The 23,361-nt window shown below is 71.3% G+C and carries 20 protein-coding genes and 1 tRNA gene; 14 read left to right on the forward strand and 7 right to left on the reverse strand.

What is annotated here, in order from left to right:
- Positions 1-2: 2 nt before the first annotated feature.
- Together tsaE and SLW56_RS04950 are read right to left on the reverse strand one after the other, a co-directional pair.
- Positions 3-488, reverse strand: coding sequence for a tRNA (adenosine(37)-N6)-threonylcarbamoyltransferase complex ATPase subunit type 1 TsaE (tsaE, locus tag SLW56_RS04945; RefSeq protein ID WP_320694578.1), 486 nt, complete (start codon positions 486-488; stop codon positions 3-5).
- Complete coding sequence (locus SLW56_RS04950; RefSeq protein WP_320694433.1) at positions 482-1,969, reverse strand: NAD(P)H-hydrate dehydratase; 1,488 nt, start codon at positions 1,967-1,969, stop codon at positions 482-484. Before SLW56_RS04950 ends, tsaE begins: the two co-directional genes overlap by 7 nt.
- 23 nt (positions 1,970-1,992) lie before the next feature.
- Between SLW56_RS04950 and queG the strand changes: the two genes are divergently transcribed.
- Genes queG through SLW56_RS04965 form a run of 3 tightly spaced genes read left to right on the forward strand, consistent with a single transcriptional unit; the run spans position 1,993 to position 4,881 of the window.
- Positions 1,993-3,099, forward strand: coding sequence for a tRNA epoxyqueuosine(34) reductase QueG (gene queG / locus SLW56_RS04955; protein ID WP_320694434.1), 1,107 nt, complete (start codon positions 1,993-1,995; stop codon positions 3,097-3,099).
- 26 nt (positions 3,100-3,125) lie between these two features.
- Complete coding sequence (gene xseA, locus SLW56_RS04960; protein WP_320694435.1) at positions 3,126-4,466, forward strand: exodeoxyribonuclease VII large subunit; 1,341 nt, start codon at positions 3,126-3,128, stop codon at positions 4,464-4,466.
- Positions 4,467-4,494: 28 nt separating this feature from the next.
- Complete coding sequence (locus SLW56_RS04965) at positions 4,495-4,881, forward strand: hypothetical protein (protein WP_320694436.1); 387 nt, start codon at positions 4,495-4,497, stop codon at positions 4,879-4,881.
- Positions 4,882-5,146: 265 nt separating this feature from the next.
- Here the strand turns inward: SLW56_RS04965 and SLW56_RS04970 are convergent, their stop codons facing one another.
- Together SLW56_RS04970 and SLW56_RS04975 are read right to left on the reverse strand one after the other, a co-directional pair.
- The gene (locus SLW56_RS04970; RefSeq protein WP_320694437.1) at positions 5,147-5,692 is read right to left on the reverse strand and encodes a lipocalin family protein; all 546 of its coding nucleotides are present in this window, start codon (positions 5,690-5,692) and stop codon (positions 5,147-5,149) included.
- A gap of 95 nt (positions 5,693-5,787) precedes the next feature.
- Entirely contained in the window at positions 5,788-6,033 is a 246-nt protein-coding gene (locus SLW56_RS04975; protein ID WP_152235989.1) for a hypothetical protein, read from the reverse strand.
- Between the two features lie 240 nt (positions 6,034-6,273).
- On the opposite strand from SLW56_RS04975, the gene SLW56_RS04980 reads away from it, so the two are divergent.
- On the forward strand, positions 6,274-6,396 hold the full coding sequence (locus SLW56_RS04980; RefSeq protein WP_265531488.1) for a hypothetical protein: 123 nt from the start codon (positions 6,274-6,276) through the stop codon (positions 6,394-6,396).
- Positions 6,397-6,401: 5 nt separating this feature from the next.
- Here SLW56_RS04980 and SLW56_RS04985 read toward each other — a convergent pair.
- Positions 6,402-6,477 (reverse strand) — tRNA-Phe (locus SLW56_RS04985).
- A 695-nt stretch (positions 6,478-7,172) separates the two neighbouring features.
- Here SLW56_RS04985 and SLW56_RS04990 point away from each other — a divergent pair.
- The 5 genes from SLW56_RS04990 to SLW56_RS05010 all read left to right on the forward strand — a co-directional run bounded on the left by SLW56_RS04990 (position 7,173) and on the right by SLW56_RS05010 (position 11,804).
- Positions 7,173-7,649 (forward strand): LEA type 2 family protein, encoded by a 477-nt coding sequence (locus tag SLW56_RS04990; RefSeq protein ID WP_320694438.1) that lies wholly within the window; start codon positions 7,173-7,175, stop codon positions 7,647-7,649.
- A gap of 292 nt (positions 7,650-7,941) precedes the next feature.
- A complete protein-coding gene (locus tag SLW56_RS04995) occupies positions 7,942-8,439 on the forward strand; it encodes a MarR family transcriptional regulator (RefSeq protein WP_152235988.1) in 498 nt (165 codons plus the stop codon).
- Entirely contained in the window at positions 8,436-10,607 is a 2,172-nt protein-coding gene (locus SLW56_RS05000; RefSeq protein WP_320694439.1) for an FUSC family protein, read from the forward strand. Before SLW56_RS04995 ends, SLW56_RS05000 begins: the two co-directional genes overlap by 4 nt.
- Positions 10,591-10,797, forward strand: a complete 207-nt coding sequence (locus tag SLW56_RS05005) for a DUF1656 domain-containing protein (RefSeq protein WP_017909051.1) — start codon at positions 10,591-10,593, stop codon at positions 10,795-10,797. Before SLW56_RS05000 ends, SLW56_RS05005 begins: the two co-directional genes overlap by 17 nt.
- 8 nt (positions 10,798-10,805) lie before the next feature.
- A complete protein-coding gene (locus SLW56_RS05010; protein WP_043092294.1) occupies positions 10,806-11,804 on the forward strand; it encodes an HlyD family secretion protein in 999 nt (332 codons plus the stop codon).
- A 302-nt stretch (positions 11,805-12,106) separates the two neighbouring features.
- Here SLW56_RS05010 and SLW56_RS05015 read toward each other — a convergent pair whose 3' ends face one another.
- Both SLW56_RS05015 and SLW56_RS05020 read right to left on the reverse strand, forming a co-directional pair.
- On the reverse strand, positions 12,107-14,587 hold the full coding sequence (locus SLW56_RS05015) for a S8 family serine peptidase (protein ID WP_295915891.1): 2,481 nt from the start codon (positions 14,585-14,587) through the stop codon (positions 12,107-12,109).
- 631 nt (positions 14,588-15,218) lie between these two features.
- Positions 15,219-16,622 (reverse strand): S8 family serine peptidase, encoded by a 1,404-nt coding sequence (locus tag SLW56_RS05020; RefSeq protein WP_320694440.1) that lies wholly within the window; start codon positions 16,620-16,622, stop codon positions 15,219-15,221.
- A 234-nt stretch (positions 16,623-16,856) separates the two neighbouring features.
- Here SLW56_RS05020 and SLW56_RS05025 point away from each other — a divergent pair, with 234 nt between their 5' ends.
- From SLW56_RS05025 to SLW56_RS05045, 5 genes are all read left to right on the forward strand, one after another.
- Entirely contained in the window at positions 16,857-17,693 is an 837-nt protein-coding gene (locus tag SLW56_RS05025; RefSeq protein ID WP_320694441.1) for a DUF6689 family protein, read from the forward strand.
- Between the two features lie 46 nt (positions 17,694-17,739).
- Positions 17,740-18,591, forward strand: coding sequence for an FHA domain-containing protein (locus SLW56_RS05030; RefSeq protein ID WP_320694442.1), 852 nt, complete (start codon positions 17,740-17,742; stop codon positions 18,589-18,591).
- Positions 18,588-21,824, forward strand: a complete 3,237-nt coding sequence (locus SLW56_RS05035) for a protein kinase (protein WP_320694443.1) — start codon at positions 18,588-18,590, stop codon at positions 21,822-21,824. Before SLW56_RS05030 ends, SLW56_RS05035 begins: the two co-directional genes overlap by 4 nt.
- The gene (locus tag SLW56_RS05040) at positions 21,821-22,540 is read left to right on the forward strand and encodes a sensor histidine kinase (RefSeq protein ID WP_017915806.1); all 720 of its coding nucleotides are present in this window, start codon (positions 21,821-21,823) and stop codon (positions 22,538-22,540) included. The genes SLW56_RS05035 and SLW56_RS05040 overlap by 4 nt, the downstream gene beginning before the upstream one ends.
- An 88-nt stretch (positions 22,541-22,628) precedes the next feature.
- Positions 22,629-23,276, forward strand: a complete 648-nt coding sequence (locus SLW56_RS05045) for a response regulator transcription factor (protein WP_017911263.1) — start codon at positions 22,629-22,631, stop codon at positions 23,274-23,276.
- Positions 23,277-23,361 lie beyond the last annotated feature (85 nt).

Below are 23,361 nucleotides of genomic sequence, written 5' to 3' on the forward strand. Positions count from 1 at the left end.
CGTCAGCCGGCAAAAAGTCCCTGCAAGTCGGCCTGCTGGGCCAGCTGCGCCAGCCAGGCGATCCCCACATCGGTACGTGCCTGCAGGGCGACACGACGCCCGTCGCCGTGCACCGCCAGGCGCACGTCCAGATCGGCGGGCGCCAGCACGTCGCCGCCGCGCTCGGGCCATTCCACCAGCCACAGCGTGGCCCCGCCCTCGTCCAGCCCGAGGAAATCCAGCTCGCCCGCCGCGCCGATGCGGTACAGATCCAGGTGCCAGGCCTCGCCATCGGCCAGCGGGTAGCGCTCCACCAGGGTGTAGGTGGGGCTGCGGATCGCGCCCTGCACCCCGAGCGCGCGCAGCAGCGCCCGTGCCAGGGTCGATTTGCCGGCACCCAGATCCCCGTGCAGATGCACCGAGGCCTGCGTCGGGCGGGTCGCGGCCAGCGCGCGACCGAGCCGTTCGGTGGCCTCGCTGTCGGGCAGGAACAAGCTGAGGCTCATGATTCGGATTCCGGATTGGACAGGCGCCGCAGCGCCGGCAACAGATCGGTCGGCAGCAACCCGCGCTGGCCCGCGGCAGCCGCGCGATCGCCGGCGCCGGCATGCAGCAGTGCGCCGACGCTGGCCGCCTCGAACGCCGACAGGCCCTGCGCGCGCAGCGCCGCGACCACCCCGGTCAACAGATCGCCCATGCCGCCGACCGCCATGCCCGGATTGCCGGCGGCGATCACCCGCGGCGTCTGCCCGGGCGCGGCGACCAGGCTGCCGGCCCCCTTCAGCACAATCGTCGCCTGGTAGCGTTCAGCCAAGGCCGCGGCGGCCGCGAAGCGATCGCGTTGCACCTCGGCCGTTGAAATGCCGAGCAGGCGCCCGGCCTCGCCCGGATGCGGCGTCAGTACCGCCTGCGGGACGGGCCGCGGCGCCTGCGCAAGCAGATTCAATGCATCGGCGTCCAGGATCAGCGCGCGGTCCGAATCGGCCAGGACCGTCTGCCACAGCGCCTGCGCCCAATCGTCCTGGCCAAGCCCGGGCCCGAGCGCGACCACACTGGCCTTGCGCAGCAACGGCGCCAGTGCCGACGCCTCGTCGACCGCATGCGCCATCGCTTCCGGGCAGCGCGCCAGCAGCGGCGCCACGTGCGCGCTGCGGGTCGCCACGCTGACCAGGCCGGCCCCGCTGCGCAGGGCCGATTCGGCACTGAGCATCACCGCTCCGCCGCTGCCGAGATTGCCGCCGACGCACAGCACATGCCCGGAGTCGCCCTTGTGGCTGTCCTGCCGGCGCGGCGCCAGATGGCGGCGCAAGGCGCCGACGGTCCAGGCCTGTGCGCGCGGCGCGCAGTCGGCGAATGCGGCGGGCGGCACCTCCAGCGTCGCCAGCGCGCGCTCGCCGACATGGTTCAAGGCCGCACCGGTATGCAAGCCGGCGTGCGCGACGATGAACTGCAAGGTCAGCGTCGCCGGCAGGACTGCGCCGGGCACGCTGCCGGTTTCGGCGTCCACGCCGCTGGGCACATCCAGCGCCAGTACCGGCGCGCCAAGTCCGCCCAGCGCGCCGAGCAGCGCCGCCAGTTCGGCGTCCGGCGCGCGATTGAGGCCGATGCCGAGCAACGCATCGACCACCACGTCGGCCGGCGCCAGCGCCGCGTCGAACTCCTCGATGCGACCGCCGACGCCGATGTAGTCGGTGCAGGCGCGCTGCGCCAGCGGCGATTGCGGACCGCGCCCGGGCAACTGCAGCACGCGCACCTGGCGTCCGGCGCGATGCGCCAGCCGCGCCAGCACGTAGCCATCGCCACCGTTGTTGCCGCTGCCACAGGCCACCAGGATGCGCTGCGCCTGCGGCCAGCGCTGCAGCAGCGTCTGCCACGCGGCCTGACCGGCGCGCTGCATCAGCGTGTAGCCGTCGCCGCCCAGCAGCGCGGTGGCCTGCGCATCGATGCGGCGCGCGTCCGCGGTGGCATAGAGATCGAAGCAGTCGTACATGCCCGGGATTCTATACTTGCGCGATGTCCGCCCGTCTCGACATCGCCGATCCCCACGCCGCCGCCGCGCGCATCCGCGCGCTGGCGCGCACGTTCGGCTTCCAGCGCTGCGGTATCGCCGGGATCGAACTGCAGCAGGACGAGGCGCATCTGCGCGATTGGCTGGAACAGGGCCTGTACGGGACGATGCACTGGATGGCCCAGCATGGCGACAAGCGTTCCCGCCCGGCCGAACTCATTCCCGGCACATTGCGGGTGATCTCGGTGGGCCTGGACTACGGCCGCAACGACGACGATTCGGCCTGGGACACGCTGCGCGACGGCGAGCGCGCCTACGTCGCGCGCTATGCGCTGGGCCGCGACTACCACAAGCTGATGCGCAACCGCCTGCAGAAGCTGGCCGAGCGCATCCAGGACGAGATCGGCCCGTTCGGCCACCGCGTGTTCGTCGATTCGGCGCCGGTGCTCGAACGCGCGCTGGCGCGCGACGCCGGCCTGGGCTGGATCGGCAAGCACACCTGCCTGATCGACCGCAACGGCGGCTCCTGGTTCTTCCTCGGCGAGATCTACGTCGATCTGCCGCTGCCGATCGACCCGCCGGCCAGCGCCCACTGCGGCACCTGCACGCGCTGCATCGACGTCTGCCCCACCCAGGCGATCGTCGCGCCGTACCGACTCGATGCGCGCCGCTGCATCGCCTACCTGACCATCGAGCACGACGGCGCGATTCCCGAGGAACTGCGCCCGGCGATCGGCAACCGCATCTTCGGCTGCGACGACTGCCAGTTGATCTGCCCCTGGAACAAGTTCGCCAAGCGCAGCGACGAGCCGGACTTCCGCGCGCGCAACGACCTGGACAAGGCCACGCTGGCGCAGTTGTTCGCCTGGGAGGAAGACGAGTTCCTGCGCCGTACCGAAGGCAGCGCGATCCGCCGCAGCGGCCACGAACGCTGGCTGCGCAATATCGCCGTAGCGCTGGGCAACGCCCCGACCACGCCGCAGGTGCTGGCCGCGCTAGGCGCGCGCGCGCAGCATCCCTCGCCGCTGGTGCGCGAGCACGTGCAATGGGCGCTGGCCCGGCATGCAGCCAAGTCGACGCAGCCGGCCACAGCTGCCGACGTGCGAGGATAGGCGCCCGTACGCCCTGCACTGCCCGCATGTCCGATCGCGCCGACCAGATCCTCAGCCCCAGCCAGCTCAACACGCTGGCCCGCGACCTGCTGGAGAGCACCTTTCCGCTGGCCTGGGTGGAAGGCGAACTGGGCAACGTCACCCGCCCCTCGTCCGGCCACCTCTATTTCACCCTGAAGGATGCGCGCGCGCAGGTGCGCTGCGCGATGTTCAAGCCCAAGAGCCAATGGCTGCGGTTCGTGCCGCGCGAAGGCCTGCGGGTGCTGGCGCGCGGGCGCCTGACCCTGTACGAAGCGCGCGGCGACTACCAGTTGGTGCTGGACCATCTGGAGGAAGCCGGCGAAGGCGCTTTGCGCCGGGCGTTCGAGGAGCTCAAGGCCCGGCTCGCCGCCGAAGGCCTGTTCGCCAGCGAGCGCAAGCGCGCCCTGCCCGGCTTCTTGCGGCGCCTGGCGGTCATCACCTCGCCCAGCGGCGCCGCGGTGCGCGACGTGTTGAGCGTGCTCGGCCGGCGCATGCCGCTGCTGCAGGTGGACATCCTGCCGAGCCTGGTCCAGGGCGACAGCGCCGCGGCGCAGATCGCCACGTTGCTGCGCCAGGCAGACGCCAGCGGCCGCTACGACGCGATCCTGCTGACCCGCGGCGGCGGTTCGCTCGAGGACCTGTGGGCGTTCAACGACGAACACCTGGCACGCACCATCGCCGCGGCAGTCACCCCGGTGGTGTCGGCCGTCGGCCACGAGACCGACGTGACCCTGGCGGATTTCGCCGCCGACCTGCGCGCGCCCACCCCGTCGGTCGCCGCCGAATTGCTGGTCCCCGACCAGCGCGATCTCGGCGCGCGCCTGCGCTCCCAGCATGCCGCGTTGCTGCGCTGGCAGCAGCACCGGCTGCGGCAAGCGCAGCAACGCGCCGACCGCGCCCTGCTGCGCCTGCAGGCACAGAGCCCGCAGGTGCGCCTGCAGTTGCTGCAGCGCCGCCAGCACGAGATCGGACGGCGGCTGGCGGCGGTGTGGCGGCAACAGCAGGAACGCCGGCATGCCCAATTGCGCCATGCCGCCGCGGTGCTGCGCGCCGCGCAGCCGCAACGGCGGCTGGCGATGCTGCGGGTGCGCCTGCTGGCGCTGGGCCGACGTCCGCAGGCGGCGATGGCGCGGCAACTGCAGACCGATGCGCAGCGCCTGCGCGCACTGGCGCGCGCCCTGGAGACGGTCAGCCCGCTGGCGACCGTGGCGCGCGGCTACAGCATCCTGACCCGCGTCGACGACGGCAGCGTGGTGCGCTCGGCCGCCCAGGTGGCGCCCGGCGATCGGCTGCGCGCACGCCTGGCCGACGGCGAACTGCAACTGCGTGCCGAGCGCGCAGAGTGACCCGTCCACCCGCATCGCCTCGCCGCTCATGACCGACAGCATTCACGAAGAAAGGATCAAGGCGATCCTGCAGGGCATGCGTCGCGCCGAACGGCGCCGGGCCGGGCGGCGCGCCGACAGCAGCGACCTGCTGTCGCTGATCGACGGCGCCGCCTATGGCGCACCGGAGGATGCGCAACGCGCACTCGCCTGGCTGGCGTATGACGGCACCCTGGAGCATCTGAACCACGCCGACCTGCACAATGTCGGCGACACCATCTGCGTGGACTGGAACGGCTGCGGCAGCGATCTGGCGACGCTGTCGCAATGGCTGCGGGAGGTGCGCCTGGCCGATGGCCGCAACGCCCTGCAGGCGCTGCGCGACGGCGACAGCGCAGACCTGCTGGCCGCGGCACTGACGGCATTTCCCGGCTGACGCCGAGCGGTTGCAGCATCCGTCCCACAGGGTGGCCTGCGACGCGTCACCCGGCATGCACGATGCACTGCCAGACAGCAGGCGCCAAGGCACATCTTCCAGGGCGCCAGCCACCGCCGGCGGAAGCAGCCGGCCACAGCGAACTGCAAGTCGCTGCCCCAAGCGTCGTACAGCGCGCGGCAAAGTCCCAGCGATGGCCCAATCCTCAGCGCCTGTCGCCCATGTGACACCGATCCGCCCGCAACGACGCGCCGGCAGCGCCCACTCAGTCCAGCGGCGCGACCACCAGCAGCGGGTCGAGGTCGTACCCCATCGCCACCGCCTTGGCCTTGATGCCCTCGAACACGCTGCGCTGCATGCGCGGCGAGCGCGACAGCACCCACAGGTACTTGCGTCCGGGTTCGCCGATCAGCGCCCATTGATAATCCGGGTCGAGCGCGATCACCCAGTAGTCGGCCCACACCATCGGCAGCCAGGCCAGCCAATCCGCCGCGAAGCGCACCTGCAGCCGCCCGGGATGGCCCTCGACCCGCCGGGCCACACCGTCGGCCGCCAGCGTGTCGCCGCTGGCGGTGCGGCAGGCGTTGCGCACGCCGACCTGACCGTCGTCGCGCAGCACATAGGCGGCGGTGACGTCGCCGACGCATTTCTTCTGGAAAGAAACCGGCAGATGCGCGATCTCGTGCCATTGCCCGGCATAACGGCCGAGATCGAACGCGGCGACCGAGCTCACCGGCTGCGCGGCGCGCAGCGGCGGTGCGAGGCACAACAGGCACGCCAGCAACAGCAGCGCGATCGGCGAAAGGCGCATGCGCAGGTTCCGATGGACGGGAAGCAGCAGCTTATGCAGGAGCGGCGCAGCGATGTAAAGCGCTGCGCGGGACGCCGGCCGTCATGGCGCGGCGGTCAGTTGCTCAGATCGGCCATGGAGCGCTGGTCCGGCCGGCTGGCGCACTGCACCGGCTCGCGCAGCACCACGCGCTCGACCACCCCGTCGCGCCGCTGCAGGTAGGTATTGACCATCACGCACTCGGAACCGACCTGCTCGATGTAGGGCGCATCCGCACCGGGACCGCCCTGCTCGCCTGCATGCTCGGTCCGGTCGGAAGGGGCTGCCACGGCGTTGCCGGCCATGGCCAACAGCAGGGCCACGCCGCCACATCTCCGTCCGAATCCGCTGGTCATTGGCAGGTTCCCCCGATTGCCCGTGCCTATGATTACGACAGCCAGCGCCGTTGATTGAGCGGAAGATCCCGAAAAACCGTGAACTGGGTGCAGTTGTCTACGAACGTTGACACGCCTTCTTCACACCCGATCAGGTCAGAGGACAGTCGCAACAGGCCTCGCGCATGCGGAAATCTGCACAGCGCGGGAGATCGGCCCGGACGCCGAATGACGACGCCGTACGCCACCTTCGACGACGGCGAGCAAGGCAGCACAACACACCGCCAAGGCATGCAGATGCCGCAAACCCTCGCGGCAAAAGAAAAGGGCCTGCATTGCTGCAAGCCCTGAAAGAATGGTGGCCGAGGACGGAATCGAACCGCCGACACGGGGATTTTCAATCCCCTGCTCTACCAACTGAGCTACTCGGCCACTGCGCAACGCGGCAGGACCGGTGCGAGGACGCGCATCATAGCGAGGTGATCGGGATTGGGCAAGCGCAATGTTGCAGAATTTTCCTACCGATCGCCGCGGCCTGCGCCGACTGCGTCCGATCCGAGGGCACGCGATGCTGGACACGTCCTCGGCATCCGGCCGGCGCACGGCAGGGACGCCTTGGTGATGGCCGCCGGCCGGATCGTCGAGGACACCGACCGGACGCCCGACCAGCCGCGGTCATTCCGCCATACCTGAACGTCCGCAGGCACGTGCGGGTCAGCCTGGATGATCTGGTGGGTTGCTGCGCCAAGGGCGATCAGAGGAGCAGCAACGGAGGTGGATGGCATGACGGAACGGGGTGATGGCCGGCCCACAGGCCGGCCGCATGCCGGATTGCGGGCTGACGGCAGATGGCACGACGCGGACGACGCCATCGCGCAGCTAGGTTGGGCGAGCCTGCCATTCCAGTGGCGGAAGCGCACGACACCAAGCGAAGGCGCCAGTAGAGCGTGTCCGCTGTCCGCCTTGCGTCACGTCACGTCACGTCACGTCGCGCGCGCGACCGCCAGCATGCCGCCAGCTTTCCGCAGCCCGCGCAGTCCGGGGGAGGCTCCGCCATCGCTGCGCCACCACGGCAGACAGGGGTGTGGTGTAGTCTTCGCCGGTCTTCCTTTCCGTGGATTCCGCCCATGCGTCACCCGCTCCGCCTCGGCTTGCTCATGTTGTGCACCGCGTTGCTCGGCGCCTGCAGCGACGGCATCGTGCGGCGCGTGTCGGACCCGGCCGCCAGCGTGCAGCAACTGACGGTCAACATGGACGGCAGTTGGAAGGTGGAACTGCGCCTGCAGAACTACAGCAGCATTCCGATGCGCTACGACACCCTGCGTCTGGACCTCGGTGTGGGCGGCGAAGCGGCCGGCAGCCTGCAGGCCGCGCCCGGGATCTCGATCGGCCCGGAGACGGCGGACGTGGTGAGTGTCGCGCTGAAGCCCAGCTCAAGCGCGCGCATGGCCGTCGCCGACGCCCTGGCCGGCCGCCGCAGCCTGGAGTACACCCTGAAGGGCAGCATCGCCGCGACGCCGGAAGACAAGAAGCCGCGCAGCTTCGAGATCGACACCCGCAACATGCTCTCGCCCGCGCCCGGCCTGGACGGCGTGCTGCGTTGACCCGGCGGTGGCGCTGAGGCGCCACCTGCCCCGCTCTCTCTCTCTCTCTCTCTCGAACGCGACATCCCGGTTTCCGGGGCGCGGAACGCGCCTGCGCGTCGACCTGCGCTTCACCGGACACAGGCGCTGCCTCGACCTGCCACGCGCCACGCTAATGCGTTGCGTCCTCGGCGCAGGCCTGTCCGCGCGTTTTTCCTGGACTCCCCCTTCAGCGGGCCGCGTTCAGCCGGCGTTACCGCAAAATTAATACATAAATGTATTATTTACACATGTACAAATCATCGAGCCGCATATGAGTCGCTTCGCCGCCACCGAGCAGCGCCTGGACGTGACCGCCCGCAAGCATCCGCACTTCCCGCGGCAAGCCGCGCTGGTCCTGCGGCTGATCAAGCTGCTGCACAAGCTCAGCCTCGACCAGAGCAACGAGGTGTTGCGGCCCTATGGCCTGAGCTACGCCGAATACAACGTGCTGATGATGATCGACGCCAGCCCCGACGGAATCTTGAACCCGTCCCAGCTGAGCGACGCGGCGGGCGAGAAGTCGGCCAACATCACCCGTCTGACCAGTCAGCTGGTCGACAAGGGCCTGATCCAGCGCATGCCCAGTGCCGAGGACCGGCGCATGCTGCTGCTGCGCCTGACCGAGGCCGGCGAGCGCCTGATCGAGGCGCTGATCCCCGACCTCTCCGTCCAGCTCGACACGTATGTGCGGCACCTGGATCCGGCGGCGCTGGCGCAGTTGCAGGCGCTGCTGAAGACCCTGCTGCGCGGGGTCGAGGACGCCGCATGAGCGCGCAGCACCCCAACGCCGCCGCCGCTGCCGAGGCAGCGCCAGGCCTGCGCACCCTGCTGGCCGACGCCCTGCGCGGCGAAGGCGAGGCCTGGCTGTTCGTGCTGCGCACGCTGCTGTCGATCTATCTGGCCGGCTGGATCGCGCTGCGTCTGGACCTGGCCTCGCCGATGACCGCGATGATCACCGTGGTGGTGGTGATGCACCGGCAGACCGGCATGGTCTTCGCCAAGGGCTTCTACCGGGTGCTGGGCACGCTGATCGGCAGCGTCGCCGCGCTGACGATGGTGGCGCTGTTCCCGCAGGAGCCGGTGCTGTTCGTGCTGGCGCTGTCGCTGTGGATCGGCGCCTGCACCGGCGGCGCGCTGCTGTACCGCAACTTCAAGGCGTATGCCTTCGTGCTGTCCGGCTACACGGTGGCGCTGATCGCGCTGCCGGCGGTGAACCAGCCGCAGAACGTGTTCAACCTGGTGGTGGCGCGGGTGACCGAGGTGGTGCTGGGCCTGCTGGTGACCGGCATCGTCAGCGACGTGGTGTTTCCCAGCCGGCTGCGCCAGACCCTGCGCGATACCGTGCGCCGTGCGTCCGACGGCTTCCTGGACTTCGTCCGCGACGCCACCGGCGGGGAGCTGCCGCGCGAGGCGATGGAGCAGGCGCACCTGCGCTTCGTGCGCGACGCGGTGACCATCGAGGACCTGCGCAGTTCGGTGGTGTTCGAGGATCCGGAGGCACGGGTGCGCAGCGGCCGCCTGCGCCTGCTCAACCAGCGCTTCATGGCGGTGTCGACCAGCTTCCAGGCGCTGCACCACTACATCAACCGGCTGCTGCGCAGCGGCGATGCGGAGGTGGCCGAGGCGCTGATCGGCCTGTATCGGCCGCTGAAGGCCGCGCTCAGCGACCGCGGCGGACGCGAGGGCGCAGCCGCGACCGCGCGCAAGCTGGCGGCGTGCCGCGATGCGCTGGCGACGCGTGCGGCCGAAGCGCGTGCGACCCTGCCGGCGGCACGGCACGAGGGATTCGACACCGGCGTGTCGCTGCTGCAGCGGTTCTTCGCCGACCTGCACGACTATGTGGCCACCGAGGCGACCCTGGTCGCGCCGCAGCAGTGGCGCACGCCGCAGGACCGCGGCGACACCGCGGTGTTCGTGCGCGGCAACGACTACGCCGCGGCCGCACTGACCGCGCTGCGCAGCGCGTTGCTGGTGGCGACGATGTGCTGGCTGTGGATCCAGGCCGGCTGGATCAGCGGTGCCACGGCGGTGTTCCAAGCGGTGGCGCTGAGCGCGATCCTGTCGTCCAGCGCCAACGCGCCCGCTGCCGCGCGCTCGCTGTTCAAGGGGTTCGTGTTCGGCATCGTGCTCGGCGTGGTGTGCCAGTTGCTGGTGCTGCCGCAGATGGACGGCTATGTGCTGTTCGTCGCCGGCACCCTGCCGTTCCTGCTGGTGACCCTGTACCTGGCCTCGAAACCGGCGCTGTACGGCTTCGCCACCGGCGCCAACCTGGCCTTCGTTTCGATCCTGGCGGTCCAGCCGACGCCAAGCTTCAACGCCGCGGCCACCTTCAACAGCGTGGTGCCGCTGCTGCTGGGGACGCTGGCGGTGAGCGCGACGTTCGTATTCGTGCCGCCGGTGATCGGCACCCGCTGGCAGCGCCGGCGCCTGCTGGAGCGGCTGCGGCGGCAGACCACGCTGGCCGCGCGTGCGCCGCTGCCGGGGCTGGCGCTGCAACTGGAGAGCGTCAACCGCGACCTGTTCCAGCAGATCGTCGCGCACACCCCGCCGGGCAGCGACGAACTGCGCGACCTGCTCGGCTGGGCGCTGTCGGTGCACGAAACCGGGCGCACCCTGGTCGAACTGCGCCGCGATGCGGCCGCAGGCACGCTGCCGCCGGCCCTGGCCACCGCGGTGGAGGCCGCCGTGCAGGCGCTGGCCGACCTGTATCTCGATCCCAGCCCGCAACGGCACCGACACGCGTTGCAGTGGGTGGAGGCGGCGCTGGCCGCCAGCCAGGTGGAAGGCGCGGTACCGCTGCGCTGGAAGCCCACCCGCGAGCACTTGTTGCTGCTGCGCGGCGCGCTGCTCGACGCCGATTCCGTTCTCGCCGCGCTGGCCGATACGCCTGCGCCGACCACCGCCACCCCAGGAGCCGACGATGCTGCTGCCCGCTGAACTCTCGATCGCCGGCGTGTACGTGCCCGGCCTGCTGGTGCTGGGCCTGGCCCTGCTGCTGGTGGCCTGGGCGCTGGACGCGGTCGCCGGCCGCGCCGGCCTGTATCGCTACGCCTGGCATCCCTCCCTGTTCCGTCTGGCCGTCTACGTCGGCGCCTTCGCCGCGCTCGGCCTGCTCCTTCTTCCGTGAGTCCCGCCATGAAGACCCCTGCCCTGATCCGTTTCGCCCTGACCGCCATCGTGGTGCTGGTCGCCGCCCTGCTGGCGCATGCGCTGTGGCGCCATTACATGCTCTCGCCCTGGACCCGCGACGGCCGCGTGCGCGCGGAAGTGGTGCGTATCGCGCCGGACGTGTCCGGCCTGGTCGATGCGGTCGCCGTGCGCGACAACCAGCACGTCAAGCGCGGCGACCTGCTGTTCAGCGTGGACCGCAAGCGCTACGAGCTGGCCCTGGAAAAGGCCCGCGCCAACCTTGCGGTCGCGCAGGCGCAGGCGCGTGCGGCCGGCGCCAGCCTGTCCGCGGCGGCCGCCACCCAGGCAGCCAGCGAAGCGGAATTCCAGATGCGCCGCGCCCAGGCCGAACGGCGCGCGCGTGCCGCCGCGGTGATCTCCGCCGAAGCGCGCTCGGACGCCGAAGCCACTGCGCGTTCGGCGCAGGCCGACGTGCACCGCAGCGCGGCGCTGCGCGGCCAGGCCACCGCGGCGCAGGCGCAGGCGGTGGCATCGGTGGAACAGGCGCAGGCCGCGCTCGACCTGGCCGAGCTGGATCTGCAGCGCACCCAGGTCCGCGCCACCGCCGACGGCTACATCACCAATCTGGAAGTGCGCGTCGGCGACTACGCCCAGGCCGGCAGTGCGCGCCTGGCGCTGGTCCGCGACGATGCGATGTGGGTCTACGGCTATTTCGAGGAAACCAAGCTCCCGCGGGTCCACGTCGGCGACCGCGCCGACATCCGCCTGATGAGCGGCGGCCTGATGCTGCACGGCCAGGTCGAGGGCATCGCCCGCGGCATTTCCGACAGCGACAATCCGACCGGCACCTCGCTGCTGGCCAACGTCAGCCCCACCTTCAACTGGATCCGCCTGGCGCAGCGCGTGCCGGTGCGCATCCGCATCGATCCGGCCAGCGTGCCGCAGGGCACCCTGCTCGCTGCGGGCATGACCGCCACGGTCAGCGTGCATCCGCGGGAAAACTGATGCCGCGCCTATGGGGCTCCTAGCGATCAGGGAGGCTCACGTGTAGGAGCGGTTTTCGGGGCAGCTCCAACAACGACGAAACGTCATTTGCAGGAGCGGCTTCAGCCGCGACGCGCATTCCTGCTACACCGCGTCGCGGCTGAAGCCGCTCCCACACGTTGCAAGGACAGATCCCGCCGAGCCGCGGCAACAACGGGTTGCCAGTGGCGCGCTCGCAGCGGCAGCAGACGCCTACCGCAGCAAACCAGCACGGCGCAGGCCTTGCATCTGCGCGCATGCTGTCGCCGCGGTCACCGCAGTCCTCAGTCCTTGGCCTGCCGATTGACGCCGAGGAAGCGCCCGGCGATCACCGCATAGCCGCTGCGCGACACCGTGCTGCCTGGGTCGAAGTAGGCATGCAGGGTCGGCTGCAGGTCCTGCGGCCCCTGGGTCACCGCGAAGCGCGCGTTGAGGATGCCGGCATCCAGCGCCAGCTGCACATAGCCGCGCAGGTTGCTCGGGATCGCCGCCACGTCCTCGATCGGCAGCCGCTGGTTGTTGTAGCTCACCGACAGCGTGCCGTCGAAGGCCAGCGCCTGCGTCTGCAGGCCCAGCGCCTGCACCAGCGAATACGCCAACTGCAGTTTGCTGACGGCGTCGTTGGGACGGAAATCGCCGGCGACCAGCCCCATCACCGCGGCCTGGTTCTGCTGCAGGTCGCGCAGCACTCCGCCCTTGCCCACCGCGGCCTCGGCGAACGGATAGGCCGGGTCGTTGCGGCCGAGCCCGCTGAAGCTGGGCGCGGCCGGCAGCGCCTGGCGCACGCCGGCGCCCATCACCAGGTAACGCGCCAACTCCGCGCGCTTGAGCGGATTCTGCGGGCGGAACAAGCCATCGGCGTAACCGTCGATCAGGCGGTTGGCGACCGCGTACTCCACCGCGCCGCGATCGCGATCGCCGCTGGCGACGTCGTTGAGGCCGGTGTAGCCGCCGCTGCGCAGGAAATCCAGGGTGCCGCGCACCGTGCCCGGCGCCGCGATGCCGTTGCTGCCCTTGGGCGCCACCGGCACGCCACTGATCGAACCGATGCCGCGCACGCTGATGGTCCAGGTGCCCGGCTTGCCCGGCGCACCGACACTGACCGTGCTGCCCAGCAACGGCAGCGCCACCGGCGAGCCGTGGCTGACGCCGTCCGGATCGGTCAGCACTAGCGCCTGGGTGTTGGCGTCGATGGTGGCCTTGGCGCTGACCCAGGCGACGTCCTTGCCGACGGTGAACGCCTGCGTTTGCGGCGTACCCACTGGCGAGAACGCCACCTCGAACGGCTGGCTGCCGCCGGGTAGCACCAGCGCATTGCTGTAGAACGGATGCAGGGAATTGACCGTCTTGCCGAAGCCGCTGCGCTGCTTGCTCGCGTCCAACAGCGCGGCATAGGCATTCACGTAGCCCGCGCCAGCCTCCCAGTACGTGCGCCCGGGGATGTTGGTGGCGGTGCGTTCGAGCAGGTCCTTGACCTGGTCCGGAGTCAGGTCCGGGTTGGCCTCCAGCAGCAGCGCGACGATGCCGGCCACGTGCGGGGTGGCCATCGAGGTACCGCTCATGGTGGTGTAGAACGGCAGTTGCGCCGGCGCGATCAGCTTGCTGTCCTTGTCCGCGGCCAGCGGCGGCAACGCGCCGGTGGAATCGCGGGTGGAGACGATGTCCACGCCGGGCGCGGTGATCGTCGGCTCGTTGAGATAGGTCCAGGTCTTGCCGTCGGCCATGGTGAAGCTGCCGCTCTCGCCGCGCTTGCCGCGCGAGGAAAAGTCGGCCAGCGTGCCGTCCTTCTCGCCCGCCGCCACCGAGATCACCCACGGTGCCTGCGCGTACGGATTGTGGGTGTCCTCGTTGGGGCCATCGTTGCCGGCGGCGAACACGCTGACGATGCCGCGCTTGTACAGCTCGTAGGTGGCGACGTTGACCGGATTCTGCGGATCGAACTTGCCGGAGGAGCCCCAGGAATTGCTGGTGACGCGGATCGGATCCTTGAAGCTGAACTGATGCGTGGCCGCATAATCCAGACCGCCGACCGCGTCCAGGATCAGCAGCACCGCACCGGATCCGTAGCCGACCAGACTGGCGCCGGTCGCCACGCCGCGATAGGCGCCGTTGGACTGCGCGCCGGTGCCGCCGACCGTGCCGGCGCAGTGCGTGCCATGGCCGGAGCCGAGGTCGGTATTGGGCACGCCCTCCGCATAGGTGATCGGCAGCATCGCATCGACGTTGGCCAGGTTGGTGGTGCCCAGCACGTTCTGCACGACGCGGGTGCCGTAGGCGAGATCGCGATGGGTGGCATCGATGCCGGAGTCGTTGATCATCACCCCGACGCCGCGGCCACTGTAGGGCAGCGCGCGGCCGAAATCGCCGGGATTGCCCTGCGCGCGGTCCACGCCGGTCAGCTCGCGGGCTTCCTTGTTGAAATAGCGCAGCGGTGCGTTGTAGTAGATCGAGGCGACGTCGTCGCGCTGCGCCAGCGCGCGGATCTCGGCCGGGGTGGCCAGCGCGCCAGCGATCGGCAGCGTGCGCATGGTGATCCCACGGGTGATGCCCAGCGCATGCAGCGCGGTGAGTTGCGAGGCCGAGACCGGCCCGGACTGATCGTAGGTGATCACGATCTGCAGTGCGTCGCCGGCCGGCGCAGCAGCGAGCTTGGCTTCCAGTACTTGGTCGAGATGGGCGGCGGCCAGGGCGTCGCCGCCGGCGAACACACCGCCGGCGAGGACGGCGCAGATACCCACGGCAAGAACGGGACGGCGAATGGACATTGCGGAATCTCCGGATCGTCGAAGCCCGTAGCGGGCGGCCACCGCAGCGTGCCGGGCGCGCCGATGCGCGGCCAATCCGGTATCGCACCCAGGCCGGCCGGGTGGAAACACTCAGCCGCGGCGCATGCAACTACCACGGGATTGGAGGGTGCGCTCCCCTGTCGCCGCTCGCGGCAGTCGGCACTGCACGGCGAGCCACACGCCGGGGCATGCCACCCGACCCAGCGAACACCGCGGCTGGAACGGCAACAGAGTGCATTGCAGGCAGAGGGCGCCGACATGCGGCAAAAACAGGGGGCGGGAGCGGCGTGCCCGATCCGGCGCATCGGCGCGCGGTGCGGCCGAAAGGAATGCGGGACGTGCGGGGCCCATTCCGATTCCCGGACGCCATTCCGGGGAGCGGTGGAACCCCGCACGTCCAGCACGGGGGATCGCGGTGGCTGCCGACCACGCCGCCGAACGGCGACAGCGTGATCGAAGGCAACCGCGAAAACGTCAACGACATCAGTCGATCGGACGGCGCTTCATTTGGTCGAAGAACGGCGGCCTCCGGACTGCATCGCAAGCACCGACACGGCGGTCGACTGCGCTTGCAGCGGATCGGGCGGACGCTGGCGTCCGCCCGATCCGGTCACTTCTTGCTGGCTTCGCGCAGCGCCGAGTAGGCGTTGAGATAGCCGGCGCCCACTTCCCAGGACGCACGTCCCGCCATCGGTGTGGCGGTGCGCTCGATCAGGTCCTTGACCTGGTCCGGGGTCAGGTTCGGATTGGCCTCCAGCACCAGCGCCACCACACCCGCCACATGCGGCGTGGCCATCGAGGTGCCGCTCATGGTGGTGTAGAACGGCAGCTGCGCCGGCGCGATCAGCTTTTCGTCCTTCTGCGCGGCCAGCGGCGGCAACAGGCCGGTGGAGGCGCGGGTGGAGATGATGTCCACGCCCGGCGCGGTGATGCTGGGCTGGTTGATGTGGGTCCAGCTCTTGCCGTCGGCGGTGGTGAAGGTATCGCGCTCGCCGGCCTTGCCGCGCGAGGAGAAGTCGGCCAGCGTGCCGTCGACATGGCCGGCGGCGACCGAGATCACCCACGGCGCCTGCGCATACGGGTTGTGGGTGTCTTCCTTGGGACCGTCGTTGCCGGCGGCGAACACGCTGACGATGCCGCGCTTGTACAGCTCGTAGGTGGCGACGTTGACCGGGTCGGCCGGGTCGAACTTGCCGGAGGTACCCCAGGAGTTGCTGACGACGCGGATCGGATCCTTGAAGCTGTTCTGGTGCGAGGCCGCGTAGTCCAGGCCGCCCACCGCATCCAGCACAAGCAGCACACCGCTGGAGCCGTAGCCGACCAGGCTGGCGCCGGTCGCCACGCCGCGGTACTTGCCGCCGGACTGCGCGCCGCTGCCGCCGACCGTGCCGGCGCAGTGGGTGCCATGGCCGGAACCGGCATCGGTGTTCGGCACGCCCTCCAGGTAGGTGACCGGCAGCATCGAGTTCAGATTGTGCAGGTTGGTGTTGGCCAGCACGTTCTGCACCACGCGGTCGCCATAGGCCAGGTCGCGGTGGGTGGCGTCGATGCCCGAGTCGTTGATCAGCACGCCGACGCCGCGGCCGGTGTACGGCACGGTGCGGCCGAAGTCGCCCGGATTGCTCTGCGCGCGGTCGACCCCGGTGGCCTGGCGCGCGTCCTGGTTGAAGTAGCGCAGCGGGGCGTTGTAGTAGATCGAAGCGACGTCGTCGCGCTCGGCCAGCGCCAGGATCTCCTCCGGCGTGGCCAGCGCACCGGCGATCGGCAGGGTCTGCATGCTGACGCCGCGGGTGATGCCCAGGTCGTGCAACACGGTCAGCTGCGCCGCCGAGACAGGCTTGGACTGCTTGTAGGTGATGACGATCTGCAACTCGTCGGTCAGCGGGGTGCTGGCCAGCTTGGACTCCAGCAGGCTGTCCAGATGCGCGGCGGCTTCGGCCTTGCCGCCAGCGAAGACGCCGCTGGCGAGCACGGCGCAAATGCCGATGGCGAGTGCGGGACGACGGATGGGCATCTGGAATCTCCGGTTGGTGGGCCCGGGACGGGCGGGTGACTGCAGCCTGACGCGGCCGCGCGGTGGCGCCTATCCGGGATCGCCCCTACCCCGCATGGGTGGAAACACCCAGGGCCGCGTGCATCGCCCGTACGGATCGGTATGATCGGGACGAAGGCCGCTGCCGCGCGCCGCGGTGCCGGGCGGAACGCAGGCGCGGTGCGCAGTGCCGGCACATGCAACAGGGGGTTTCAGATGCACACGATGTTCGCAAGGGTTTGCCTGCTGTTCTGCGCCGTCGCGGCGTCCGGCGGGCTCGCCGCGCAACCGCTGCCGGTGCAGGTGGACGTGAGCGGCAATGTGGCGACGGCGGCCATCGGCGCCGGCCCGCACCCGCTCGCGGAACTGACGCTGGAGTTCGACAACGCCAGCGGTCTCAGCCCGGCCAACCTCGGTCTGAGCGCAGAACTGCTGACCCCGGCCCAGGTCACGGCCTTGCTGCCGCGGCTGCCCAGCACGCAAACCGGCCAGGTGCCGTCGCAGTTGCCGCTGCTGATCACGGTGACACCGCCACCGAGCGGCGGCCTGACGTTCCGGCGCGTCGTGCATGTGGAGCTGCACACCCATGCGCTGGCCTATACCGCCGACAGCACCCTGCGCCTGTTCAAGGCCCCGGAGGGCGGCGATTTCCGCGACATCACCGATGAGATCGCCCCGGGCAGCGTCCGCGCCCGCGGCACCACCGGCGGCTTCTCGCAGTTCATCGTGCTCCACGACCTGCGCCCGACCGCCAACGTGCAGGCCGCCAAGCTGAACCGGCTGCAGGCGCTGGTGGCGCAGTTGCCCGCCAACGAGGCGGCGCCGCTCGCCGCCATGCTGAACAGCGTACAGAGCGCCCTGGCCAATGCCGACTACACCGCCGCCACAGTCGCGCTGGACGGGTTCCGCGAGCAGGTGTCGTCGCGCGCCGGCCATGGCATCGCGCAAACCTGGAACGCCGGCATGAGCGCAGGCAACCCCGCCGGCGAACTGCTGGCCGGCGCCGCGACGCTGCGCTTCTCCATCGACTACCAACGTCTCTACGCGCCTTGAGCGCTGCGGGACCGGTCGCACCCACCGCGACGGAGGACACGCCGCGATGCCCGCGCGCCTGACTGCCTACCTGCCCGACGCGCCGGCACCGACGCTGCTGCTCGCCGCCGGGCAGACCCTGGCGATCGGCCGCGCGGCCGACAACGCGCTGGCGCTGGAACACCCTTCGGTGTCGCGCTGGCACGCGCAACTGCAGCCGCAGGCCGACGGCCACTGGCAGTTGCACGACCTGGGCAGCAAGAACGGCAGCTTCCGCGATGGCGTGCGCGTGGCCGCGCCGATCGTGCTGGAGACCGCGACCTGGCTGCGCTTCGGCGACATCTACGCCGAGTTCGCCCCGCTCAGCCCGGCCGATGCGGAACTGGCCGAGCGCCGCCAGCGCGCCCGCTGCGATCGCGCCACCGCCCTTACCCAAGGGCTCGCCCAGATCGGCGGACTCGACGATCTGCTCGGCGCCAGCCTGGACGCGGTGGTCGAACTGGCCCAGGCCGAACGCGGCCTGCTGGTCCTGGCCGAGGCGCACGGCCAGCGCGTCGCGGCCAGCCGCGGGATCGGGCCGCTGCCGCTGCAGCACAGCCTCCCCGGCAGCGAGGGCGCCCTGCACCGCGCCCTGCGCGACGGCCAGGCCACCGTGGCCCACGACGTCGGTGGCGTGCCGTGGCTGGCCGAGCGCGCCTCGGTCTGCGCCGCCGGCCTGCGCACCCTGCTGTGCCTGCCGCTGCGCGACGGCACCCGCGTGCTCGGCGCGATCTATGCCGACAGCCGCCGCGCCGGCAGCGCCATCGGCGCGCTGGACATGCAGTTGCTCGAGGCCTTCTGCGAGCGCGCCGCGCTGTGGATCGCCGCACGCCAGGCGCTGCGCGACACCGGTGCGGAACAGGGGCCTGGGCCGGCATGAGCGATGCGGCCACCGCCACCGGCCTTTACGCGCAGGAGAGCCTGACCCCGGGCGACGTGCTGGCCGGTCGCTTCCGCATCGAGCGTTTGCTCGGCATCGGCGGCATGGGCCTGGTGTACCTGGCCCACGACCAGGCGTTGGGCATCGACGTCGCGGTGAAGCTGCTGCGCCCGGAACTGGCGCAACGGCCGCAGGCCTTCGCCCGCTTCCGCCAGGAACTGCTGCTGGCGCGGCAGGTGTCCAGCCCGCACGTGGTGCGCATCCACGACCTTGCCGAACACGCCGGGCGCTGGCTGATCAGCATGGACTACGTGGACGGCGAGTCGCTGGAGGCGCGGCTGCAGCGCGAGGAACGGCTGGACGTCGACACCGCCCTGCGCATCGCCGGCGACATCGCCCGCGGCCTGCAGGCGGCGCATGCGCGCGGCGTCGTGCACCGCGACCTCAAGCCGGCCAACATCCTGCTGCAGCGTGGCGGCGATGCGCTGATCAGCGACTTCGGCGTGGCCTGCTCGATGGCCAGCAGCGGTCTCGGCGCGACCCTGGGCAACGTCATCGGCACGCCCGCCTACCTGTCGCCGGAACAGGCGCGCGGCGACGCGCTCGACCCGCGCAGCGACCTCTACGCGCTGGGCCTGATCCTCTACGAAATGCTCGCCGGGCAGGTGCCGTTCGCCGGCGGCACCCTGTCCGAGACCCTGGCCCAGCGCATGCTGCGCGAGCCGCCGCCGGTGGACCGGCTGCGCGCGGACGTGCCGGGCTGGCTGGTGCGGTTGCTGCAGCGGCTGCTGCGCCCGCAGCCGCGCGACCGCCTGCAGCACGCCGGCGAGGTGATCGTGGCGATCGAGCGCCGGCAACTGCCGCGCGATCGTCGGCGCTGGCGCCGGATCGGCCTGGGCCTGGCCGCGACGCTCGCCGGTGCTGCCCTGCTTGGCGTCGGTGCCTGGCGGTGGCAGGCGCAACGCGCCAGCGCCCTGCCGCCGGAGGTCGCCGCGCAACCGCTGCCGCGCCTGCTGGTCCTGCCGCTGGCCGGCGACCCGGGCAGCGCCGAGCAACGCCTGGCGCTCGGCAGCTGGCTGCGCGGCAGCCTCGGCGAAACGCTGACCGTGGTCGATGACGCGCGCACCCGGCAGGCGTTGCGCCAGTACGACCCCACCGGCCAGGCGCCGCTGGACGTGGCGGCGCTGCGCCGGCTCGCTTCGGCGCAGCGCGTGTTGCAGCCGAGCCTGCAACACCAAGGCGCCGACTGGCGCCTGCAGGCGCTGCTGCACCCGGCCAGCGGCGCGCCGCAACGCATCGACGGACCGACCGCCGCCGATCCGGCCGCGGCCTACGCCGCCTGGTTGCCGATCGCGTCCAGGGCGCTACTCGGCGAAGGCACCACCCTGCCCGACGACCTGCCCGCGCCCGCCGCACTGCAGGCCTATGCGCGCGGCCTGGCGGCGCGGCAGCGCGATGACAGCGCGCAGGCGCTGCAGCAGTTCGCCGCGGCCAGCGCACAGGCGCCGCAATCGGCACCATTGCGCCTGGCCGAGGTGGTCGCGGCGCAGGCCATCGGCGAGGAACAGAAGGCGCGCGAGGCACTGGATGCGCGCGCGCCCGTGGCGCCGGCACGGCCGCGCACCCTGGCGCTGCTGGCGGCGCTGCGCCTGGAGGCCGAGGACGATCTCGCCGCTGCCGACAGCGCCTGGCAGGCGTTGGCCACGGCCCGGCCCGACGACAGCGAGGTGCAGCTGCAGGTCGCACGCGTCCAGGCACAGGCCGGCCATCTGGACGCGGCGCGCGACCGCCTGCGCACGCTGGCGCAGCGCGATCCCGACGACCCGCGGTTGTGGCTGGCGCTGGGCAAGCTGGCGATCCTCAGCGGCAACGCCGCCACCGCGGTGGACGAGGACCTGCTGCGTGCGCAATTGCTGTTCCGCCGCGGCCGCGACCTGTATGGCGAAGCGGAAACGGTGAACGCGCTGGGCGTGGGCTACGGCCGGCTCGGCCTGGCACAGCAGGCGCAGGCGCAGTACCTGCGCGCCGTGGAGCTGCGCCGGCAGGTCGGCAATCGCCGCGGCGTCGCCACCAGCCTGCGCAATCTGGCCGGCACCCTCAGCATCGGCGGTGCCTTCGCCGAGGCCGAACAGAAACTGCAGCAGGCGCAGGTGCTGTACGTCGAACTCGGCGACCGCGACGGTCAGGCCGCCGCCGCCAACGAACTCGGCCTGCTGGCAGAGGAGCGCGGCGACTATCCGCAGGCGCTGCAGGCGTTCCGCGGCGCGCTGACCGCCTGGCGCGCGATCGGCGATGCGCACGGCGTCGCCGAGACGCTCAACAACATCGGCTTCGCGCATTTCCAGTTGGGCGACCTGGACAGCGCGCAGGCGTTCTGGGAACAGGCCGCGCGCGCCTATGCCGACCTCAACGACGCTACCGGCCGCGTGCGCACCGCGCAGAATCTCGGCCTGCTGGCCACCGCGCGCGGCCACTGGACCCAGGCGCAGACCTTGCTGAGCCAAGCGCTGCGCGAGGCCGAGCGCCACCAGATGCTCGAGGAGGTGGCGGTGAGCCGGCGCAACCTGGCCGAACTGGCGTTCTGGCAAGGCCAGCGCGCGGTGGCGCTGACCGAACTGGACCAGGCGCAGCGGCTGTTCCAGCAGAGCCGCGACCAGCGCGGGCAGACCGACATCGCCTTGCTGCGCGCGCAGGTGTGGCTGGCGTTGGACGACCCGGCGCAGGCGCGGCTGGCGCTGCAGCAGGTGCAGCGGCAAGCGCCCGCCTCGGTGTCCAGCGAACAGCGCGCGAGCGCGGCGCTGCTGCAGGCGCAACTGGCCGAACGCGACGGCGATGACGCCGCGGCCGCCGCCGCGCTGCGCCAGGCCGAGGCGCTGGCACGCGCCAGCGGCACCCGCCTGCTGCAACTGCAGGTCCAGGTACACGCGGCGCACGACGAACCCGCGCTCGCCGCGCTGGAGGGCGACGTCGCCCGCCTGGGCAATGCCGGGCTGCGCCTGCGCTATCTGCAGCAGGCGCTGCGCTACGGCGCGGCCGACCAGGTCGCGGCGCGCTATGCGCAGGCGCAGGCCCTGCTGCTGCGCGGCAGCCCGTTGTTCGCCGCCACCCTGCACACGCAGGCCGCGCAGCGCCTGGACGCGCTCGGCGACCACGCCGCCGCACAACGCGCCCGCCGCGCCGCGGCGCAGGCCACCGACGGTTCCGCTGTCGCGCGCGCACAGACCACGCCATGAACGACGCCGCCACGACCGCCGCCGAACGCTACCGCCTGCTGCTGCAGCGGCTGGAAGCCAACGAACGCGAATTCCGCCGCCTCGGCCGCGCCGTGGTCAAGGTGCAGGAGGACGAACGCCGGCGCCTGGCGCGCGAGCTGCACGACGGCGTCGGCCAAAACCTCACCGTGCTCAAGCACCGGCTGGCGCAACTGGGCGCGGCGCTCGGCGCGGCCGACGCCGCGTTGCGCGCGCCGCTGGAGGACGCCATCCAGCTGTGTACGCAGGCACTGGAAGACACCCGGCAGATGTCGCGCTTGCTGCGCCCGCCGATCCTCGACGACCTGGGACTGGAAGCCGCGCTGGGCTGGCTCGGCCGCAGCCAGTCCGCCGCCGGCGCCACCCCGGTCAGCGTCGAGATCGGCCCGCTGCCGACGCTGGACGAAGCGCTGCAGACTCTGCTGTTCCGCAGCGCGCAGGAAGCGCTGACCAATGCGCTGAAGCACTCGGCTGCGCAGTCGGTGCTGTTGCGGCTGGTGGCCCGCGACGGCTGGGCGCATCTGCAGGTGCTCGACGACGGCCGCGGCTGCGACCCGCAGCAGGCGCTGGTGGCCGGCGGCAGCGGCCTGAGCGGCCTGCGCGAACGCCTGCGCCTGAGCGGCGGCAGCCTGCGCCTGCAATCGTCCCCTGGCGAAGGCTGCTGCGTGCAGATCCGGGTCCCGCTGGAGGCCGATTGAACGTGATCGCCCTGCCCCGCCCCGACACCCGCGCGACGCTGCACACGCCGCGACATCCCGCCTGTCGGCGCGCTTGGAGCGCACCGGCATGAGCGCGCCGATCCGGGTCCTCATCGCCGACGACCACACCTTGGTGCGCGAAAGCCTGGTCGCCGTGCTCGACGCGATCGACGGCATCCAGGTGGTGGCGCAGGCCGCCGACGGCATCGAGGCGCTGGCCAAGGCCGAGGCGACCAGCCCGGATGTGGCGATCGTGGACATCTCGATGCCGCGGCTCAACGGCATCGACGTGGTCCGGCGGCTGTGCGAAACCGTGCCGCTGGCGCGGATCCTGGTGCTGACCATGCACGAGGAACACGAATACGTGCTGCACGCGGTGCGCGCCGGCGCCTCCGGCTATCTGCTCAAGGACAGCGCCAGCGCCGACCTGATCGCCGCGGTGCGCAACCTGCACGCCGGCCGCGGCCACTTCTCGCCGCAGGCCGCGCAGGCACTGGTGGCGCAGATGCAGCAGCCGCAGGCGCTGCCGCCCGATCCCTACCGCAGCCTGACCGCGCGCGAACGCGAGGTGTTCCACCTGATCGTGGAGGGCCGCACCACCAAGGAGATCGCGCGAGTGCTGCAGATCAGCGTCAAGACCGCCGAGAACCACCGCTTCCGCGTGCTCAACAAGCTGGGCATGCGCAATACCGCCGAACTGGTGCGCTACGCGGTCCGCCACGGCCTGCTCGACTGACCGGCGACGCGCACCGGCCGGTTCGGCGCGGCTGCGCATACTCCATACGCCATAGTATCCTGGACGCCTCGGCCGCACCGCGGCC

Source organism: Xanthomonas sp. LF07-6 (assembly GCF_034105445.1).
GTDB classification, from domain to species: Bacteria; Pseudomonadota; Gammaproteobacteria; order Xanthomonadales; family Xanthomonadaceae; genus Xanthomonas_A; species Xanthomonas_A sontii.

Coding starts and splice junctions, on each gene's coding strand:
- SLW56_RS04950 (WP_320694433.1), bottom strand. CDS start 1,969: ATGTACGACTGCTTCGATCTCTATGCCACCGCGGACGCGCGCCGCATC.
- queG (WP_320694434.1), top strand. CDS start 1,993: ATGTCCGCCCGTCTCGACATCGCCGATCCCCACGCCGCCGCCGCGCGC.
- xseA (WP_320694435.1), top strand. CDS start 3,126: ATGTCCGATCGCGCCGACCAGATCCTCAGCCCCAGCCAGCTCAACACG.
- SLW56_RS04965 (WP_320694436.1), top strand. CDS start 4,495: ATGACCGACAGCATTCACGAAGAAAGGATCAAGGCGATCCTGCAGGGC.
- SLW56_RS04970 (WP_320694437.1), bottom strand. CDS start 5,692: ATGCGCCTTTCGCCGATCGCGCTGCTGTTGCTGGCGTGCCTGTTGTGC.
- SLW56_RS04980 (WP_265531488.1), top strand. CDS start 6,274: ATGACGACGCCGTACGCCACCTTCGACGACGGCGAGCAAGGCAGCACA.
- SLW56_RS04990 (WP_320694438.1), top strand. CDS start 7,173: ATGCGTCACCCGCTCCGCCTCGGCTTGCTCATGTTGTGCACCGCGTTG.
- SLW56_RS04995 (WP_152235988.1), top strand. CDS start 7,942: ATGAGTCGCTTCGCCGCCACCGAGCAGCGCCTGGACGTGACCGCCCGC.
- SLW56_RS05000 (WP_320694439.1), top strand. CDS start 8,436: ATGAGCGCGCAGCACCCCAACGCCGCCGCCGCTGCCGAGGCAGCGCCA.
- SLW56_RS05005 (WP_017909051.1), top strand. CDS start 10,591: ATGCTGCTGCCCGCTGAACTCTCGATCGCCGGCGTGTACGTGCCCGGC.
- SLW56_RS05010 (WP_043092294.1), top strand. CDS start 10,806: ATGAAGACCCCTGCCCTGATCCGTTTCGCCCTGACCGCCATCGTGGTG.
- SLW56_RS05015 (WP_295915891.1), bottom strand. CDS start 14,587: ATGTCCATTCGCCGTCCCGTTCTTGCCGTGGGTATCTGCGCCGTCCTC.
- SLW56_RS05020 (WP_320694440.1), bottom strand. CDS start 16,622: ATGCCCATCCGTCGTCCCGCACTCGCCATCGGCATTTGCGCCGTGCTC.
- SLW56_RS05025 (WP_320694441.1), top strand. CDS start 16,857: ATGCACACGATGTTCGCAAGGGTTTGCCTGCTGTTCTGCGCCGTCGCG.
- SLW56_RS05030 (WP_320694442.1), top strand. CDS start 17,740: ATGCCCGCGCGCCTGACTGCCTACCTGCCCGACGCGCCGGCACCGACG.
- SLW56_RS05035 (WP_320694443.1), top strand. CDS start 18,588: ATGAGCGATGCGGCCACCGCCACCGGCCTTTACGCGCAGGAGAGCCTG.
- SLW56_RS05040 (WP_017915806.1), top strand. CDS start 21,821: ATGAACGACGCCGCCACGACCGCCGCCGAACGCTACCGCCTGCTGCTG.
- SLW56_RS05045 (WP_017911263.1), top strand. CDS start 22,629: ATGAGCGCGCCGATCCGGGTCCTCATCGCCGACGACCACACCTTGGTG.